This is a genomic window from Bowmanella dokdonensis, from assembly GCF_017254865.1.
GTDB lineage: Bacteria > Pseudomonadota > Gammaproteobacteria > Enterobacterales > Alteromonadaceae > Bowmanella > Bowmanella dokdonensis.
Map to the genome: position 1 here is coordinate 146548 of NZ_JAFKCV010000004.1, position 18272 is coordinate 164819.

At 56.5% G+C, this 18272-nt stretch carries 17 protein-coding genes; 13 read left to right on the forward strand and 4 right to left on the reverse strand.

Annotated features, from left to right (window positions below):
- The first annotated feature begins 122 nt into the window (after positions 1-122).
- The 8 genes from J0A66_RS08755 to J0A66_RS08790 all read left to right on the forward strand — a co-directional run bounded on the left by J0A66_RS08755 (position 123) and on the right by J0A66_RS08790 (position 6165).
- Positions 123-1388 carry an APC family permease gene (locus J0A66_RS08755; protein WP_206573422.1) on the forward strand — a complete coding sequence of 422 codons (1266 nt, stop codon included), beginning with the start codon at positions 123-125 and terminating at the stop codon, positions 1386-1388.
- Between the two features lies 1 nt (position 1389).
- Complete coding sequence (locus J0A66_RS08760; RefSeq protein ID WP_206573423.1) at positions 1390-2100, forward strand: hypothetical protein; 711 nt, start codon at positions 1390-1392, stop codon at positions 2098-2100.
- Positions 2101-2470: 370 nt separating this feature from the next.
- The gene (locus tag J0A66_RS08765) at positions 2471-2788 is read left to right on the forward strand and encodes an antibiotic biosynthesis monooxygenase family protein (RefSeq protein ID WP_206573424.1); all 318 of its coding nucleotides are present in this window, start codon (positions 2471-2473) and stop codon (positions 2786-2788) included.
- A gap of 119 nt (positions 2789-2907) precedes the next feature.
- Entirely contained in the window at positions 2908-4347 is a 1440-nt protein-coding gene (locus J0A66_RS08770) for a serine hydrolase domain-containing protein (RefSeq protein ID WP_206573425.1), read from the forward strand.
- Between the two features lie 6 nt (positions 4348-4353).
- Positions 4354-4734, forward strand: coding sequence for a DUF6249 domain-containing protein (locus tag J0A66_RS08775; RefSeq protein ID WP_206573426.1), 381 nt, complete (start codon positions 4354-4356; stop codon positions 4732-4734).
- A gap of 10 nt (positions 4735-4744) precedes the next feature.
- Positions 4745-5269 (forward strand): RNA polymerase sigma factor, encoded by a 525-nt coding sequence (locus J0A66_RS08780; protein ID WP_206573427.1) that lies wholly within the window; start codon positions 4745-4747, stop codon positions 5267-5269.
- A complete protein-coding gene (locus J0A66_RS08785; protein ID WP_206573428.1) occupies positions 5262-5492 on the forward strand; it encodes a hypothetical protein in 231 nt (76 codons plus the stop codon). Before J0A66_RS08780 ends, J0A66_RS08785 begins: the two co-directional genes overlap by 8 nt.
- A gap of 109 nt (positions 5493-5601) precedes the next feature.
- Positions 5602-6165 carry a manganese efflux pump MntP gene (locus tag J0A66_RS08790; protein ID WP_206573429.1) on the forward strand — a complete coding sequence of 188 codons (564 nt, stop codon included), beginning with the start codon at positions 5602-5604 and terminating at the stop codon, positions 6163-6165.
- A 21-nt stretch (positions 6166-6186) separates the two neighbouring features.
- Here J0A66_RS08790 and J0A66_RS08795 read toward each other — a convergent pair whose 3' ends face one another.
- The 3 genes from J0A66_RS08795 to J0A66_RS08805 are packed head-to-tail and all read right to left on the reverse strand — an operon-like array spanning position 6187 to position 9539.
- Entirely contained in the window at positions 6187-6405 is a 219-nt protein-coding gene (locus J0A66_RS08795; protein WP_338143877.1) for a DUF7661 family protein, read from the reverse strand.
- Positions 6406-6447: 42 nt separating this feature from the next.
- Positions 6448-7638 (reverse strand): acyltransferase family protein, encoded by a 1191-nt coding sequence (locus J0A66_RS08800; RefSeq protein WP_206573430.1) that lies wholly within the window; start codon positions 7636-7638, stop codon positions 6448-6450.
- Positions 7639-7661: 23 nt separating this feature from the next.
- Positions 7662-9539, reverse strand: coding sequence for a glycoside hydrolase family 3 protein (locus tag J0A66_RS08805; protein ID WP_241264107.1), 1878 nt, complete (start codon positions 9537-9539; stop codon positions 7662-7664).
- 185 nt (positions 9540-9724) lie between these two features.
- Between J0A66_RS08805 and J0A66_RS08810 the strand changes: the two genes are divergently transcribed.
- Genes J0A66_RS08810 through J0A66_RS08825 form a run of 4 tightly spaced genes read left to right on the forward strand, consistent with a single transcriptional unit; the run spans position 9725 to position 14371 of the window.
- Positions 9725-11308, forward strand: a complete 1584-nt coding sequence (locus tag J0A66_RS08810; protein WP_206573431.1) for a sodium:solute symporter — start codon at positions 9725-9727, stop codon at positions 11306-11308.
- Positions 11305-12201, forward strand: coding sequence for a glucosamine kinase nucleotide-binding domain-containing protein (locus J0A66_RS08815; protein ID WP_206573432.1), 897 nt, complete (start codon positions 11305-11307; stop codon positions 12199-12201). The genes J0A66_RS08810 and J0A66_RS08815 overlap by 4 nt, the downstream gene beginning before the upstream one ends.
- A 3-nt stretch (positions 12202-12204) precedes the next feature.
- On the forward strand, positions 12205-13167 hold the full coding sequence (gene murQ / locus J0A66_RS08820; protein ID WP_206573433.1) for an N-acetylmuramic acid 6-phosphate etherase: 963 nt from the start codon (positions 12205-12207) through the stop codon (positions 13165-13167).
- Positions 13168-13171: 4 nt separating this feature from the next.
- Positions 13172-14371 (forward strand): exo-beta-N-acetylmuramidase NamZ family protein, encoded by a 1200-nt coding sequence (locus J0A66_RS08825; protein WP_206573434.1) that lies wholly within the window; start codon positions 13172-13174, stop codon positions 14369-14371.
- Between the two features lie 68 nt (positions 14372-14439).
- Here J0A66_RS08825 and J0A66_RS08830 read toward each other — a convergent pair whose 3' ends face one another.
- Positions 14440-15294: a MurR/RpiR family transcriptional regulator gene (locus J0A66_RS08830; RefSeq protein ID WP_206573709.1), complete on the reverse strand. Its 855-nt coding sequence runs from the start codon at positions 15292-15294 to the stop codon at positions 14440-14442.
- 77 nt (positions 15295-15371) lie between these two features.
- Between J0A66_RS08830 and J0A66_RS08835 the strand changes: the two genes are divergently transcribed.
- A complete protein-coding gene (locus tag J0A66_RS08835; protein WP_206573435.1) occupies positions 15372-18221 on the forward strand; it encodes an FAD-binding and (Fe-S)-binding domain-containing protein in 2850 nt (949 codons plus the stop codon).
- Positions 18222-18272 lie beyond the last annotated feature (51 nt).

The following is an 18272-nucleotide window of genomic DNA, read 5'->3' on the forward strand; positions in this document are numbered from 1 at the left end:
ACCTCGACTATCTCCTGCCGTGGAGTTTCACGAAAGGCTGGACGGTGGTCGCCGGGTGGTTACATATCAAAGGTCTATACTGGTGAACAAAAATCACTGTTGTAATTCAAGGATGTGCAGCAATGGGTTCCTCAAAATCATCAGAACAAATTGGTCCTGTCAAGGTATGGACATTAGCAGCAGGAGGTATGGTCGGTGGGGGCATCTATATCGCCTTGGGTGTGGTGGTATCCCTGTCTGGAAAATGGGCATCGCTATCTTTTCTGATTGCAGGAATTGCCGCCGCCATCACTGCCTATAGCTACGCCAAGTTATCCAACAAATATCAAAGCTCGGGTGGGGCATTTAAGTTCCTGGAGGAAATGCAGCATGAGTCTCTGGCAGGTTCCCTGTCATGGCTGCTGATTATTGGATATACCCTGACCATCGCCCTATACATATTTGCATTCGGACACTATGTGGCGTTTGCTTTTGATGGTGGTGACATGCTGACCCGGATACTGGCCATTGGCGTGGGTATCGGCCTCACCGGTCTCAACCTGCTCGGCTTAGGCAAGATGACCGCGGTCGAAGTCGTCATCGTTAGTGCTAATCTGACCATCTTGCTTATTCTGGGAGTATTTGGTCTTACCCGGTGGGATAGCTTGGAATTATCCACAGGACTGGAACCTAAGACACCGGCTTATGCCCTTATCGGTGCCGCTGTGATTTTTGTTTCCTATGAGGGCTTTCAGTTACTCACTTACGAGTACGAAAAAATAAAAAATGCCAGTAAAAGCTTTGTCCCTATACTGGTATCTGCAGCTATTTTCGTTGTTACGACCTATATCGTTGTGGCTTTGGGGGCAACCATGTTGGCCGGTGCCTTGAAAGCAGTCGAACAGAAACAGGTCGCACTGACTATCGCCGCCCAAAATGCCTGGGGGATCACCGGACTGGTGATATTAACTATAGCCGCAGGGTTTGCTACTGCGGCGGCTATCAACTCCACGTTGTTCTCCACCGGTGAATTGACCTTCAAGATTGCCAGGGACAAGGAGTTACCCGGTTGGTTTGAACATCGAAACGCCAAAGATGTTCCGTCACGTGGCATCGTCTTAATCGGTCTTCTTGCCACTCTGTTGGCCGTGACAGGCGGCCTGAGTTCAATCGTCGAAGCAGCAAGCCTGATATTTCTGATTACCTTTGGCGTAGTGAACTGGCTCGCATTAAAAAATACCCACACGATAAAATGGCTTCAGTGGGTGGCATTGGTCATTATCGGTATTATCGGCATCGTATTAGTGGTGCGCCTGGCCTTAGTTAACCCTATACCTCTGCTGGTTTTGCTGATTATGTCCATCCTGGTTTTATTAGCCAGACCCTTCTTGCTTGATAGGTACCGTTAAATTGAGAGTCTTAACACTGTTATTATTCCTTTTTGCCTTGCCTGCATGGTGTCAGGCTGACAGCCAATTGCATTGGGTCAATGTGACTGAGAATCCAAACCCCCTTAAGGTGACTTACTGCAAGAAACAACAATGTGACCATGTGCAGATGCAGCCACAGACGGTGCATAAACCTGTTTTACTGGATGCGGGTCGGTACAAATTCACTGTGGAAAGCCAGGGGCAAGAACTGGATTCTTTCGAATATATCGTCGGCAGAGACAAATATTACGCATTGTTGTTTTTTGGCTTGGCCGCGCAATCGGTGAAAAAGTCATTTCTGTCCCAAGTGATGGATGCGTTGGGGGGTAATGAAATGATCAGTAAAGCGCGATTCCAGATGAGACATAGGATGATTGACCTGGAGCCTCACAGCCCGGACCAACCCGCTTCCATACGATTCGCGAACCTGGCTGCAGGGAGCTCTGCTATTCAGATGGATATTGATAACGGTATGAAGTATAAAAAATTTTCAGCGCTGCCCTATATGAAAATAAGTGATAGCAAAAAAATGCAACCCTTCACCGGCAGCTACAAAATCCGTTTTGATAATGCGGTCACCGAGTGCGCGGCTGGCAAGATACAGGTGAAGGGTGGAGAAAACATTCTATTTATCGCCAGTTCAATTTCTATAAATACCTGTGGTGTTCTAACTGTCCGAAACTCCAGGTGAGCCCATTCCAGGCTTCTGGATGAGATGCTGCTCGTTCAAAATCTTCCATTTGCCCTGGGTTCGCCAGGTCCTTCGGGCCTGTCAACTTCACAGTTTCGCTATTGACTGTAGTAAGAATGGACACTGAATCAGCAAATTCCTATCAGCCTCAAGCTGTTGGAGGGAAGCTATGGTTACCATAACTGATGATTATGATCACCATAGGTTCCAATTTTCTAACAATGTTCCAGATAATGCCCGCCCGTTGCGCTCACCGCCAGAGACAGGTAACGGACCGGCGACTGCAAAAAAACAACCCGCCCCATGATGCGGACCTTGCCGTTGGATAATATACTGGCCCGCCTTTCCAATTGATCTGTAAGGAATCTGCATGTCACTGATTGCCCAAACCCCCAGAGCCCCCTATTACGCCGTCATCTTCACCTCCCTTCGTACTGAAGGAGACAAGGGGTACGGTGAGATGGCAGACAAGATGGTCGAGCTGGCCGCGCAGCAACCCGGTTTTCTGGGCATAGAGTCTGCCAGGGAGGAGGTGGGCATTACTGTTTCCTACTGGGCGGATCTGGATTCTATCAGGAACTGGAAAGCCAATCTTGAGCACCAGGAAGCGCAAAAGCTGGGTCGGGAAAAATGGTATGCATCCTTTAAGACCCGCATCTGCAAGGTGGAGCGGGACTACGGGATCTGACCGCCACGTCAGACGTTTGCTGAAAAGTAACGGGCCTGCCCTGGCCTGGCTTCGTCTCTGCACATCCAAACTGCTACCCCGATGCATCTAAGTGTTAAATCACAAGATGGGAATAGCAGATGAAGTATTTGGTTATGGTATTGGGTGTAATGGTCGGCACCACGGTGCTTGCAGAGGTGACAGAGGAGGCCTTGAGCGACCAGTTGGCCGAGCTGGACAAGACTTTCTTCCAGCGTGGCTTTAATCAATGCGATCTGGATTATCTCAAATCCCATGTCAGTGAAGAGCTGAGGTTTTACCACGATCAGAGCGGTGTGCAGGATACCGCTAAGTTTCTGCATAACACCAAAAAGTACATCTGCCGCGAGGGCGATACCAAGCCGGTCAGATTTCTGGTGCCTGGCTCATTACAAACCTTCCCCCTTTATAACGATGGCCGGTTATATGGCGCGATTCAGCAGGGAAAGCATGTGTTTTACCTCAGGCAGGCGGGCCAGCCGGACAAGCAGACCAGCAGCGCCGATTTTGCCAGCACCTGGACTCGTAATGGGGACGACTGGCAACTGGAGAATGTCCTTAGTTATAACCACACCAGCCCAGGCGCAGAAGAAGAAGCGCTTCTGGAGACGTTAAATAGCGCAGGCGTGCCAGCGTTGGCGATAGGTATTCTCATGGAAGGGAGAATCCAGTCCACCCGGGTTTACGGTAAATTGGATGACAATAGGCCTGCCCCTCAAAACGCCTTGTTCAAGGTCGCGTCGCTGACCAAACCCATAGTCACGCTGCTCACCCTTAAGCTGGCCCATGCCGGGCGGCTTGATTTGGATGAGCCCTTGTCAAAGTACTGGGTTGATCCGGATCTGGTCTCTGATAACAGAGTCCATCTTCTTACTCCTCGCATCGTTCTGACACATCAAACCGGCTTCCCCAACTGGCGCTGGATGTCTGACGATAAAAAACTGTCTTTTAACTTTGCTCCTGGTCAGGGCCATGGTTACTCTGGTGAAGGTTTTGAGTACCTCAGACAGGCGCTGGAGAACAAGTTTGATATTCCCCTGGAAAAGCTGGCCGAGGAGTATGTTTTTATTCCCGCCGGTATGGAGGACACACACTTCTGGTGGGATGAGGCAGTGGACGAGGGACGTTATGCACAGCACTATGATGCGCAAGGGAAACAGTTGCCCCTGCATAAGTACTATAAGGCCAATGGGGCGGCCAACCTTATCACCACCATTGGCGATTATTCATCCTTTATGCAGTATGTCATCAACCAGCGCCATCTGATGCCGGTGTTGTACGGGGAAATGACCGGTAAGCAACTGCAACTGGGAGAACACCATTACTTTGGTCTGGGATGGGAAATTTTTGACAACTTCTCAACCCAGGACAGGGCTGTTATGCATACCGGCCGGGATCCGGGGGTGAATACGCTGGCGGTGTTTTTTCCTGAATCGGAAAATGCCTATGTGATCTTTATGAACGGTGATAACTCCATCCCGGTTCTGGAGCATATTCTGCCCCGGCTTTATTTGGGTTCGCAGCTATGGAGTAGAAGGTAACAGTCAATGATCAATGCAAATGAGGGGATCCTGGTCCCGCTGATTGTGTTTAGTTCTTTTGTCATCGCTCTGGGCATGCTGCTGTTTTACCAGTATGCCAAAAAGCGCGCCTTTTTAGGGCTGATTGAAAAAGCGATAAAAACGCGGGAGGACCTGACCCCTGATGTCATCAAAGCCATTGCCGGGCAGCTGTATGCCTCAAACCGGGATCTGAGAAGAGGGCTGTTCGCGCTTTTGCTGGGGCTGGCTATCTGTGGATTCTCAGTGGCAGTGGATTTTCCGCACCGGGGCAATATCGACCTGAATGATGCCCTGTATGGTATCGCCTTGTTTCCACTGCTCAGCGGTATAGGTTACCTGCTGCTTCATCTGTTCGAGAAGCAATGACAACAGCCGGATGAAACACTTTTCCGATGAGCAACTGGTCGCCATCGCACAGGGTGCACAGGAACTGGGAGCATTTGATGAGCTGTTTAAACGCTCGGATGGCAGACTCCGGGCGTTTCTGCGTAGCAGGGTGAATGAGAACCTGGTTGATGATGTGGTTCAGGAGACTTATATCAGTGCCTTTACCAGGATCGGCAACTTCCAGGGCGGGGCCTCTTTTTCCACCTGGCTGTTCTCCATTGCCATCAATGAGTACAAGCAGTTGCTCAGAAAGGCCAGCAGCTTTGAACGCCTCAGGGGATTGCTGTTCAGGCAGCCGCCCCGGTTGGCGGCGCCCCATCTAAACGATGTGTTTATCGACTTCAGCCGGCTGGCCGCAGCGCTGAGTGATAAACAATACGATGTCTATGTTCTTCATACGGTATATGGATATTCTCATGCGGAGGTGGCGGCCAGACTCGACTTTCCGCTTGGCAGCGTTAAAACCTGCCTTTCCCAGGCTGAAAAACTGATGAGGAGACAAGCCAATGACTGAATTTCTGACCTTAAGACGAAAAATCAGACTCTTTATCTGGAAATGCCGCAGGGCCATCCTGCTAACGGGGATGGTTTGTCTGGCCACCACGGTCAGCCTGCTGCTACTGGCCGACGAAGTGACAGCCCCGGGGCTGTCCGACAGCGACTTTTGGCTGGTGATGCTGTCCGTTATTTCGGCAGGACTGATGCTGCTCCTGTTGATTAGCGTACTTAACGAATAGCCGGGGTTCACGCCGGCATTTTTGTGTTATTTTCGGGCCCTTTTTGCAGGCATTTAGCTGCTGAACCGGCAGTATTTTATGCCCCCGACCTTCGAGCAGGAAATCCTTAATGAATCTGATCGCCCTGTGCCTGCTGGCACTTGCCATGTCCACCGACGCCTTTGCCGCCGCTATTGGCAAAGGGGCCGGCCTGCGCAACCCGCCCTTGACTGAGGCCCTGAAAATCGGCCTGATCTTCGGCACCATTGAGGCCATTACCCCGCTGATTGGCTGGTCAGTGGGCCATCTGGCCGCCGGTTATGTACAGGCCTGGGATCATTGGATTGCCTTTGTGCTACTGGCGGGACTGGGCCTGCATATGATTCACCAGAGCCTGGGCGGGGAAGAACACGAGCCGGACCGCCCGCCCCGCCGGGGCATTTTACGGGTCGCCGTGACGGCGGTGGGCACCAGTATCGACGCCATGGCGGTGGGGGTGGGTCTGGCCTTTGTCGAGGTGAATATCCTGTTAGCTGCGGGCCTGATCGGCCTGGCCACTTTTATCATGGTGACCCTGGGCATTATGCTGGGCCGGGTGTTGGGTGGGTTGATCGGCAAACGGGCCGAAACGGCTGGCGGGGCAGTGCTTATCCTGGTGGGCTGCTGGATCCTGGCCAGTCATTTACAGGGATAAATTGACCAGAGCGACCGGACTTTAGTCAAGCCGGATAACTTCCGGATGGGCGGCAGAGGCCTGTTCGTGGTACATATCATCGAGAAAGGATCTCAGCTCCTGCGGTGACAGCTCTGCGGGTATGGCGATATCCCCGACCCGGGAAAGCAGCCCCTTGCCAGAGACCGTAAAAAGAACCCAATTACCCTCGAGCCTCTTTATCAACATCTCGCGGCCGAATACCTCAAATCTGTAATTCACCTGCAGTTCCCCATGTCAGAACAGCTTGCATGATATCAGTCATCACACCTTCCAGAACCAGCCCTTTTTATACATCCAGTGCATCAAAAGGTAAGAAAAAGCGAGGAAGCACAGGGCGAAAGCCAAAGAGCCGTTGAGGCTGCCAAAAACAGGCTGGAACAGTTCGGCGAACAGCCAACCTTTGAGGGTGGTCTGTCCCACCGGGATCATAATCAGAATCCGCCCCGCAATGCCGGCGAACATAAAAAAGGCAATGGCGTTGGCACCGAATACCACCAGGGGCGCACACCAGCGCTTAATGCCTTTCAGATCAATCAGCCACAGGAACAGCCCCAGCACCAGGGCGGCATAGCCGCTGGACAACAGCACATAGCTGGAGGTCCACAGGGCCTTGTTGAGGGGCAGCCAGTACTGCCAGATCTCCGCGGCCAGTATCCCCGCCAGGCCCGCCATCAACAACAATCTGGTGCGCTCAGCCAGACTGAGCGCCTGACGGCAAAGCAGCTGGCCGGCCAGTACGCCGCTCAGGCAACTGGCGATGGCCGGCAGGGTGCTGAGCAGGCCTTCAGGATCCTGGGCAAAGGGCTGGGTCTGCTGGTAAAGATGCGCCGGGCCAAACAACTGATGATCCAGCCAGGCAACCAGATTGTTGCCGGGCAGCAGCAGGCCGGTAAAGCTGTTGCCGGCTTCATCCGTGTACGGCATAAAAATCAGCAGGGCCCAGTAACCCAGCAACAGCAGCAGGGCCAAGATAATCCGGCCCAGCGTCTGCCAGTACAGGACAAGCAGCAGGGTAGCGAAATACACCAGCCCCAGGCGTTGCAGCACGCCGGGGATCCGCATGCTTAAAAGCCGGTCCTCAACCCAGGAAAAGTTAGGGTCACGGAAATTCACATAAAACAGCGCCAGCAGCCAGCCCAGCAGAATCAGCTTGGTGGCCCGGATCAGGCCCTGTCGAATCAATTCTCCATGGGATTTGCCGGCCTGCAGTTGGCGGGGCACGGCGATACTGATGGACAGGCCGACGATAAATACAAAAAACGGAAAGATCAGGTCGGTGGGCGTCCAGCCGTGCCACTTTGCATGCAGCAGCGGCGGATACACGTGGGACCAGCTACCCGGATTATTGACCAGTATCATGGCCACAATGGCCAGGCCGCGGAAGGCATCCACCGCCAGCAGCCGGTTGGCCGGCAGAGCCTGCAGTATGCTGTCGGCGTAGCGTCTGAACATGGTTCCCGGCTCCTGCTGTCGGCTTAGTCCCAGGCGACGCTGACCGGCAACTGGCCGCTGGCGTCAATCTTACCGGCCAGGAAGCGGGCCAGGGACTCAAAAGCCGGCCCATAAATGGGTGGGGCCGGGCTGTCTTCTTCACTCAGCAGATGGGTGTTGTAGGCGTAGGTCGCCAGCACCATGTCTGCCCGGGTAGCCAGTTCGCTGATTTCATAGGGGGCGCGCAGACTGACAAATACCACGGGTTTGCCCAGGGCTTTTGCCCCTTCTATCAGTTCCGGCAACAGGGCCTGTTGGGCCTGCTGGTCCAGCGCTTCGGCACTGACCAGGCTCATATCCTCCATGCCGCCGCGCTCCACCGCGCTTTGTGCCGGTGTGATGCTGGCCACCAGTAAGACGTCGGCGGCCTGCAGTTGCACCATATTCAGGTCCGCATCGAAGCCCTGCAGGCTGCTGCAGGTGGTGATCAGCGGCTTGAGATTGCGGGCCAGAGCCTGCTGCATGGCCAGGCATTTGCCCCTGTCCGGCATTACCAGGTGCAGTTGCTTGACGTTCTGGGGCAGGGGGGCAAGACCTTCAGCGCCCCTGACCAGGGTCAGGGACGCATCGGAAAGCTGCTGCTCCAGTTCACGGTGGCGGACGTTGCCCACTATGGCTTGTGCCCGGGAGACGGCGTCGGCTTCGCTGATCTGTTCCGGTGCGATATATTTGGCTTTCATGGCGCGGATCCGGCCGGCAGATGCCTGTACTTCCTCCAGGCTCAACTGCCCGTTTTTAACCGCAGCCACCAGATCCTCGAGCAGCCCGGGTAGGGATTTCAGCTCATCCGGGGTATGCAGGCGCACCGGCATCAGCACCATATCGGTGCCGGCTTTGAAGGTTTCTATGACCGCCTGGGTGGGGGCGAAGAAATGGGCGATGCCGGCCATATCCATGGCATCGGTAATAATCAGGCCCTTAAAACCCATTTCCTTGCGCAGCAAGTCGGTCAGAATGGCCCGTGACAGAGTGGCCGGACGCAGCATCTGTTCGCCGCTGCTGCTGGTGACAAGACTGTCGTCCAGAGCCGGATACTGGATATGGGCGGTCATAATGGTTTCCACCTGGCCGGTTTCGATGGCCCGGCGAAACGGCAGCAGATCCACCTGTTCTATGGTTTGCCGGTCGTGGTCCACCCTGGGCAGGCCGGTATGGCTGTCCACGGCGGTGTCTCCGTGGCCGGGGAAATGCTTCAGGGTGGCCAGTACCCCTTCGGACTGCAGGGCCTGCATCTGGGCGATGCCCAGCTCGGCGACTTTTTCCGCGTCTTCGCCAAAAGAACGTACATTGATCACCGGGTTGTCGGGGTTGACGTTCACATCCACTGTTGGGGCATGGTTGACGTTAAAACCCAGCGCTTTAAGCTCTTTGCCCAGGACGGTGCCGGTGAGCCTGGCAAAGGCAGTGCCGCGCTCGGCGTAGGTGGCGCCAATGGCCATGTTGCCGGAAAACGCGGTGCCCAGGTGCCGGGGAATGCGCGCTACCCGGCCGCCTTCCTGATCCAGGCTGATAAACAAGGGCTCCCCTGTTTTCGAACTGGTGGCGGCCTGTTGCAACTCGCGGGTCAGCCTCACCATCTGGGGGACATCCACCAGATTGTCGGCAAACAGAATCACCCCGCCCACCCCGTTGTCCCTGATCAGCGCCGCAAGTTCAGGGGGCAGCTTGGTCATGGGGGTCTTGCAGGGGCCCTCTGCCGGGGGCTCGTTACAATAATAGCGCAGGTCGATAAACAGCTTTTGGGCGAGATCTGCCCGTAACTGCTGTTCGTCCAGATCCTCTTTGCTGGCCTGGTTGCAGGCGGTCAGGCTCATACATAACCCCAGCAGGGCCAGTGGGCGGATGAAATAAGGATAAAACATGAAAACTCCTGCATGGAAACGTCTGTGCCCCAATAAAAAAACCGGCAGTTAAAGCAATATCTCCGGGTAAGGGAATATTTTTCTGGCAATTGGAATTAATTATTCATTAGAATGGATAATAATCAATATAAATAATTACAGCAACCCGGTTCCGGGCTCAGTCAGGAACCGACTCAGGGGTGAGGATGGAAAGTCAATTCGCCTGGCAGGACTGGTTGGTATTCACGGCGTACTTTGCCGTGATGGCAGTTACCGGCTGGCTGTTCAGCCGCCAGAAGGCGGCCACCACCCAGGATTATTTTCTCGGTGGCAACAAGATGCCAATCTGGATGGTGGCCATTTCCGTGCTGGCCACTTCCCAGTCGGCGGCGACCTTTCTGGGAGGCCCGGACCAGGGTTACCGCAATGACTTCAGTTACCTGGCCACCAATATCGGCGCTTTCATTGCCGCCTTCGGGGTGGCCATCTTTCTGATGCCGAAATTTTACCAGCAGCGGGTCACCACGGTTTATGAACTGCTGGAGCAGCGGTTTGGTGCGGCGGCCAAGCGCCAGGCCGGCATCATGTATCTGTTTGGCCGGGTGTTTGCCAGCGGCGCCAGGTTGTATATGGCGGCCCTGGCCGTGTCCATGATCCTGTTTGCCGATATTCAGGCGGCCAGTGTCATCAGCTCGGTGTTGATTCTGACCCTGGTCGGGCTGGCCTATTCCTTCGTGGGCGGCATTCGTTCGGTTATTATCAGCGACGTGATCCAGTGTACCGTGTATGTGGGCGCCGCCCTGTTCGTCATCTATTTCCTCTACATCAGTATTCCTGCCGATTTCGGCCAGATTGTCGAGGCGCTGCGCCACCCCGTTGATAGGGAATTATCCAAACTGACCCTGCTGGATTTTCGTCCCGACTTCGGACCCGGCGGCGTGTTCAGTTTCTGGTCGGCTATTACCGGCTTTGTGCTGCTGAATATCGCCGCCTTCGGCCTGGATCAGGACATGACCCAGCGTATGCTCAGTTGTAAGGACGCCAAACAGGGCGCCAAGGCACTGATCTGGTCGGTGGTGATGGTGATCCCGGTCATGTTCCTGTTTATCGTCATTGGCCTTTTACTCTATGTCTATTACCAGCGTCCCGATCTGATGATGAGTCCCCAGGGGGAGCCGCTGGTGCAAAGCTTCGAGGGCGAGGATGTCACCATCTTCATGTACTACGTACTCAACGAAATTCCGGTGGGGGTCCGTGGGCTGGTGACAGTGGGCGTGATCGCTGCGGCACTTTCCACCCTCAATTCCGGTCTCAATGCCATGTCTTCGGTGCTGGTGCAGGATCTGTACAGGCCGTTGATGGCACGCATTCGTCCCGGCAAAGACGAAAGGCACTTTGTCTGGGCCGGGCAGATGGGCATGGTCGTGGCGGCCGTCGCCCTGGCCGGTATGGCCATCTTGTGTTTTTACTGGCAACAGTATTCGAATATGCCGCTGCTGGCCTTTGCCCTGAGCGTGATGGTGTTTTCCTACAGTGGACTGCTGGGGGTCTATTTCACCACCCTGTTCAGCCAGCGCGGCAACCCTACTTCCGTGCTGATGGCGCTGGTGACCGGATTCCTGGTGACCCTGGGCTTTCAGCCTTATGTGATGGACCAGCTGTTGCCGGTTCAATGGCAAGTTAATCTCGGCTTCACCTGGCAGCTGTGTATAGGCACCCTGGTGGCCACCCTGGTTTGTCTGGCGGGCTCCCCGTCAGGCCAGCCCCTAGAATCTGGAGTCAGGCAATGAGCTTCGAATACCTGCTGGGCATTGATGGCGGGGGCAGCAAGACCAGCGCCCGTCTGATCCACCTGTCCAGCGAAAAACAATGGGAATCGCGGGGTTCGGCCTCTTCCCTGTCTTTGGGGGTGTCCCTGTCCCTGAATGTGATCCTGACCCTGGCCAATGAACTGGCCGAAAAGGCCGGTTGTGATCTGAAACAGGTTTTCTGCGTCTGCGGCCTGGCGGGCGCCGGAGAGAAGGCCCTGAAAAACGCCGCTTACGATGGCCTGGATGATGTGTTTGGCCAGGTGGAAATCATGACCGATGCCCGTACCTCGGCCTATGGCGCTAATCAGGGGGAGCCGGTGGCGGTGGTGGCGCTGGGCACAGGGTCGGTGGCCATGGTGCTGGACAGCGATGGCAGTGAACGCATGCTGGGGGGCTGGGGAATGCTGGTGGGCGATGAGGGCGGCGGCGCGCGACTGGGCGTCAATGCCATTCAGGCCATGCTGTGGGAGATGGATCTGTATGGCAAGGCAAAGTCCGCTACCTCAAGCTGGTTATGCCAGGAACTGGGCGGCAACCGTTCGGATATTCTCGGCTGGCTGCGCCACGCCACCCCCACCCAGTTTGCCGGCCTGGCGCCGGGTATACTGGAGCGTCGCCATGAGTGCCCGCTGGCCGGTCAGTTGTTTGCCAGGCACCTGCGTGCGGTGGAAAAACTGATCCACGCCTGCGGCGACGATTTACCCCTGGTGCTGACAGGCGGCCTGGCCGAGATCAGCGCCGACCATCTGGACCGGGGCACCCATTCCAGGTTGCAGCAGGCTAAAGGCACATCTTTGGATGGCGCCTGCCTGCTGGCCAGGAAAATGCTGACGGGGCAATGGAAGATGCGACACAAACCGGAGGAAGCCTGAACCATGGCGGATAAGCAACAGCATACGGACAGACTGCAGGAAGAATCACAACTGCTGGCGCAACTGGAACAGATGGTTTCCGAGGGGCGCAATCCGGACACTCTGGATATCGACCTGCTGCCCACGGAGCAGATTCTGGAAAAAATTAACCGCGAAGATCAGAAAGTGGCCCTGGCGGTCAGGGACGCCATCCCGCAAATCGCCCTGGCGGTGGACAAGATCGTCACAGCCTTTGCCGCCGGCGGCAGATTGATTTATCTGGGGGCCGGCACCAGCGGACGGCTGGGCATACTGGATGCGGTGGAATGTCCGCCTACCTTTAGTGTCTCCGATCAGCAGGTGCTGGGTATTATTGCCGGCGGCGAAGGCGCCATCTACAAGGCGGTGGAAGGGGCAGAGGACGATCCGAAACTGGCTATCAGCGATCTGCAGAATGTCGGCCTGAGCAAAGACGACGTGCTGGTGGGTCTTGCCGCCAGCGGCCGCACCCCCTATGTGATTTCGGCCCTGGAGTATGCCAGGCAGGTTGGCGCGCCGGCGGTCAGTATCACCTGCAACCCGGATTCCGCCGTGACCCGGGCGGCAGATATCGGCATCGTCGCGCTGGTCGGTCCGGAAGCGCTGACCGGTTCCACCCGCATGAAATCCGGCAGTGCGCAGAAGATGATACTGAATATGCTGACCACGGCTGCCATGATCCGCAGCGGCAAGAGCTACGAGAACCTGATGGTGGACGTCAACGCCAGCAATCAGAAGCTTTACGCACGCGCCATTCGTATCTGCATGCAGGCTACCGGCTGTGACCATGAAACGGCCCGTGAGGCCTTGATCCATACAGGTTACAAGGCCAAGCTGGCGATCCTGCATATTCTTACCGGTCTGGACAAGCAGGCGGGTCAGGCGCTGCTGGACAAACAGCAGGGCTTTTTACGCCGGGCGGTGGAACAGGCCAACAGCGGAGGATAAGTGAATGTGGTTGCGATTGCTCATTTTACTGGTAAGCGCCCTGCTGGCGGGCTGTTCGCCGCAGGTGGAAACCCGTGCCGACGGCGGGCAGCCCAGTGAGGAGGCCATGCAGGTCGGCGCCGAGCGACCTCAGCTCTACCTGTCCCGGCTGAAGGACAAGCGTGTCGGCCTGGTGGTTAACCAGACGTCCCGGGCGGGAGATCAGCATCTTGTCGACCACTTGCTGGCAGAGGGCGTAGAGGTCAGGCGTATCTTTGCCCCGGAGCACGGCTTTCGCGGCGATCATGATGCCGGCGCCAAGGTGGCCTCGACGGTGGACGAGAAAACCGGACTGCCCCTTTATTCCATCTATGGCAAAACCCGCAAGCCGGAACCAGAGGCTTTGGCGGATTTGGATCTGATCCTGTTCGATATCCAGGATGTCGGCGTGCGTTTCTACACCTATATCAGTTCCATGCATTATATGATGGAGGCCGCGGCTGAGAACGGCCTGGAATTTATGGTGCTGGACCGGCCCAACCCCAACGGGGACTACGTGGACGGCCCACTGCTGGAGCCAAAGTTTCGCTCCTTTGTCGGCATGCACCCCATTCCCCTGGTGCATGGTATGACGGTGGGTGAACTGGCGCAGATGATCGTGGGTGAGGGGTGGCTGGAGACGGAGCAGCCCCTGTCGCTGACGGTGATCCCTGTGGCCAACTACAACCGTGAGATGCGATATGAGCTGCCCGTCAGACCCAGTCCCAATCTGCCCAATTACGCCGCAGTCCGTCACTATCCCTCCCTGGGCTTTTTCGAACCGACGCCGGTCAGCATCGGCAGGGGAACGGATTTTCCGTTCCAGGTCATCGGCCACGACAGTATTTACGTGACCGGCGTGGAGCCTTTTCATTTTACCCCGCGTTCCATTCCCGGCGCAGCGACTCATCCCAAGTTTGAAGGGGGGCAGGTCACCGGGCTGGATCTGCGTCATATTGAGGCAGACGGGCTAAACCTGGCCTATCTGATCGCCTGGCACCAGCAGTTTGCCAGCCAGCAGGCAGCGTTTTTTACCAGCCCCGATTTTATGGATAAGCTGGCCGGCACCGACAAGCTGAGAAAAGCCATTGAGGCGGGCAAAACCGAGCGGGAAATCCGCCAGGGCTGGCAGCAGGATCTGGATGCGTTCCTGCAGCGCCGCCAGCCTTATCTGCTGTATCCCTGATCGCCTGCCCGAAAGGTCGGCTGCAGCCGACCCGACAGGCCATTACCAGCATAGGATGGATAGCACCATCAATTGCGGCTGCGGTACTGGCGAACCGCCTGGTTGGAGGCTTCCAGCAGTTTGCGGCCCTTGCTGGAGGCCTGGGTCAGCAGGATAAACAGGGTGTCGATGACAAATTCCTGGGCGGTGCGGGCGAGGATGGATGACAGGCGGGCGGAATTTTCATCCGACACCGTATATAACTTGACGCTGGCCAGACGCGAAATACTGTTCTGTCCGTAGCCGGTGAGGCTGATGATCATCACCCCGTGCTGGTGGGCCAGCTCGGTCACCTGCACCTCTTCGCGGGTCTCGCCCGATTCGCTGATTACAAACAACAGATCTTTGCTGCCGAAATTGGCCACATTGGCCAACTGGATATGATTGTCGTTTTCCGCATAGGCGGCCATGCCCAGTTTCTGCAGTTTGAAGGAGAAGTCGCGGGCCACCAGCGCCGAGCCGCCCACCCCGCAAATCAGTATGCGGCGGGCCTTTTGCAACATGGCCTCGGCCTGTTCATAGGCTTGCTGGTTGTTGACCGAGCGGGTGTTGGTCAGCACGCTGACCTTGCTGGACAAAAGCTTCTCCGTGACCGTATCGAACGGATCCTCGAGGGAAATCCTGCCATGCAGCTTGGGCTGATCCGACTCCTGCTCGTGGCGCAGACTGTCATTGATGGCGAACTTGAAGTCTGGATAACCCTTATAGCCCAGCTTCTGGGTGAATTTGACCACGCTGGACTGACTGATACCGGCCATTTCGGCCAGCCTCTGGGAGGACAGTTCGCGGATGGTGCCGGGGTGATTGAGTATATAGTCGGCCAGGGCCAGTTCACTGGTAGAGAGGCTGTCCCGCATTGCTTTGATTTTAACGAAGGTGGACATGGTCGCTGGTATCAAAAATAAACTATTCCTGTCATATTAAGTTATTAAGAATATTTTTCCTAATTTATGATTTTCGCATGCTAAAACCCGACCAAGTACAAACGGTGCCAGTCGATTTGCACAACCACAACGCCTTTAAGGAGTTCGTGGCAAAACTGGGTGCGCTGCTGGCCCCCGGGCAATTGATGGATGATCTGGCCAGCCGCCTGGCCTTTGCCGGCGATGCCAGTTTCTATCATCTGGTGCCGGCGCTGGTGGTACGCATAGAGAATTTGCCGCAGATGCAGTCCCTGCTCAGGCTGGCCTCAGCCTTTGGGGTGTCACTGACCTTCCGCGCCGCCGGCACCAGCCTGTCGGGCCAGGCGGTAACCGACTCGGTGCTGGTGCTTTTGGGTGACGAATGGCGGAACAGCGAAATACGCGAGCAGGGCCATAAGATCTGGCTGCAGCCCGGCGTGATTGGCGCCCAGGCCAACCGCCTGCTTAAACCTTATGGCCGCAAGCTGGGTCCGGATCCGGCTTCTATCGACAGTTGCAAAATAGGGGGTATAGCCGCCAACAATGCCTCGGGCATGTGCTGTGGCGTTCGGCACAACAGCTACCATACAGTGGCGGAAATGCAGATCCTGCTGGCCGACGGCGCCCGCCTGGATACGGCCGATGAAACAAGCGTGGCGCGTTTCAGGCAGGACAAGGCCGAACTGCTGAATGGTCTGGCCGGTCTGGCCGGCAAAATCCGCAATAATCCGGTTCTGGCCGAACGCATCCGGCATAAGTACCGCCTGAAGAACACCACGGGCTACGGCATCAATGCCCTGCTGGATTTTGACGATCCCGTCGAGATCCTCAAGCATCTGATGATTGGTTCGGAGGGCACCCTGGGCTTTATTGCCGATATCACCTACCGGACGGTGGCCGATCCTGCCTGCAAGGCCAGTGGCCTGTTTATCTTCGATGATATCCACCCCTGTGCCGAAGCGGTCAGCCGGCTGGCCAGCCTGCCGGTCAATGCGGTGGAACTGATGGATGCCAGGGCCCTGGGCAGTGTGGCAGACAAGCCGGCCATGCCGGTGGACGTCCGCCGTTTGTCCCCGTTGGCGGCCGGCCTGTTGATTGAGGTGAGTGGCGAGACCCCCCAGGCCCTGGAAGACAATATTGCCAGGGTGCGGGAAGGACTGCATCTGTCGGCGGGGCATCTGTTGGCCAGCGCCGATTTCAATACGGACCTGGCGCGTAACCAGGCCCTGTGGGGGCTGAGAAAGGGCATGTTCCCGGCCGTCGGGGCGGTCAGGGCGGCCGGTACCACGGTGATCATTGAGGATGTGGCCTTTCCCGTGGCTCAACTGGCCGACGGGGTAGCGGGGTTGCAAACACTGTTCGGTCAGTATGGCTACGACGAGGCAATTATTTTCGGTCACGCCCTGGAGGGTAATCTGCACTTTGTCTTTACCCAGGCTTTTGATACACCGTCAGAGGTAAGCCGTTACGGGGACTTTATGCAGGCGGTGGCAGAGCTGGTCAGCGGCGGGTTCGGGGGCTCCCTGAAAGCCGAACACGGCACCGGGCGCAATATGGCGCCTTTTGTGGCCATGGAGTGGGGGAGTGAGGCTTACGAGGTGATGCAACGCATCAAGGATCTGTTTGACCCGGACAATATTCTCAATCCAGGGGTGATTATTAACCGCGATCCGCAGGTGCACCTTAAGCACCTGAAGACCATTCCTTCCCTGGACGACGAAATCGACAAATGCATCGAATGTGGCTTTTGCGAGCCGGTCTGTCCTTCCAGGGAGCTGACCCTGACTCCCAGGCAACGCATCGCCCTGTGGCGGCAAATACAGTCGGGACAGTTTGACGCACAGCGGCAGCAGCTACTGGACGCATATCAGTATCAGGGCGTGGATACCTGTGCCGCTACCGGCCTGTGCGCCGAGCGTTGTCCGGTGGATATCAATACGGGGGATTTTATCCGCCAACTGCGCAGCCAGAATGCCAAGGGCCAGTGGCTGGCCGGCCTGAGCGCCAGGCACTATGCCGCCACCGGCATACTGGCCCGTTTTGCATTGGATTCGGTGCGCGTGAGTCGCAATCTGCTGGGGGAGGGGCGTACTGAAAAAGTCTTTGACGGCCTGCATCGACTGTCAGGGAAACGGCTGCCCCGCTGGTTTCCGGCCTGGCCGGGCGGGGCCAGAACCGCCAAGGCCGCCAAAGATCTTGGCCAGCCGGTGATCTATTTTCCGGCCTGTCCCAACCGCATCTTCGGCGCCGACCCGCAGGCAGAGGATCAACGACCCTTGTCTGAGGTGCTGGCTTCGGTGCTGGCCAAAGCGGGCTACCGACTGCTCAGCCCGCACAACAGTGAAGCGCTTTGCTGTGGTCAGCCGTGGCAAAGCAAAGGGCATCCGGCGCTGGCGGCGAAAAAGCGACAAGAGGCGCTGGACGCCTTGCTGGCACTGGCCCATGAGCAGAAACTGCCGGTGCTGGTGGATGCCTCGCCCTGTGCGCTGCAACTATCTGACAGTGACCACTCACTTAAGCTGTTTGAAACGGCCGAGTTCCTGCACCAGTTTGTGCTGCCCAGACTGACTGTTCTCCCCCAGTCCGAACCCGTGATGCTGCACATCAGTTGCAGCAGCCAGCGGCGGCACAGCGAGAATGCTCTGTTGGGGCTGGCCAGGGCCTGCAGTGAGCAGGTGGTGGTGCCCAATGATATCCAGTGCTGCGGCTTTGCCGGGGACAAGGGCTTTCTCACTCCTGAGCTCAACGCCAGCGCCCTGAAAACCCTTAAACGGCAAATTCCGGATGATTGTCATCTGGGTGTGTCCAACAGCCGTACCTGCGAAATAGGCCTGTCCCGTCACGGCGGTATCCCCTATCAGTCTATTGTTTACCTGCTGGATAGGGTCAGTAGTGCTAAATTGGCGTGATCCAACCGTCTTGCCATAGACTAAGGACAAAGTTTGATGAGGGAGACAGAC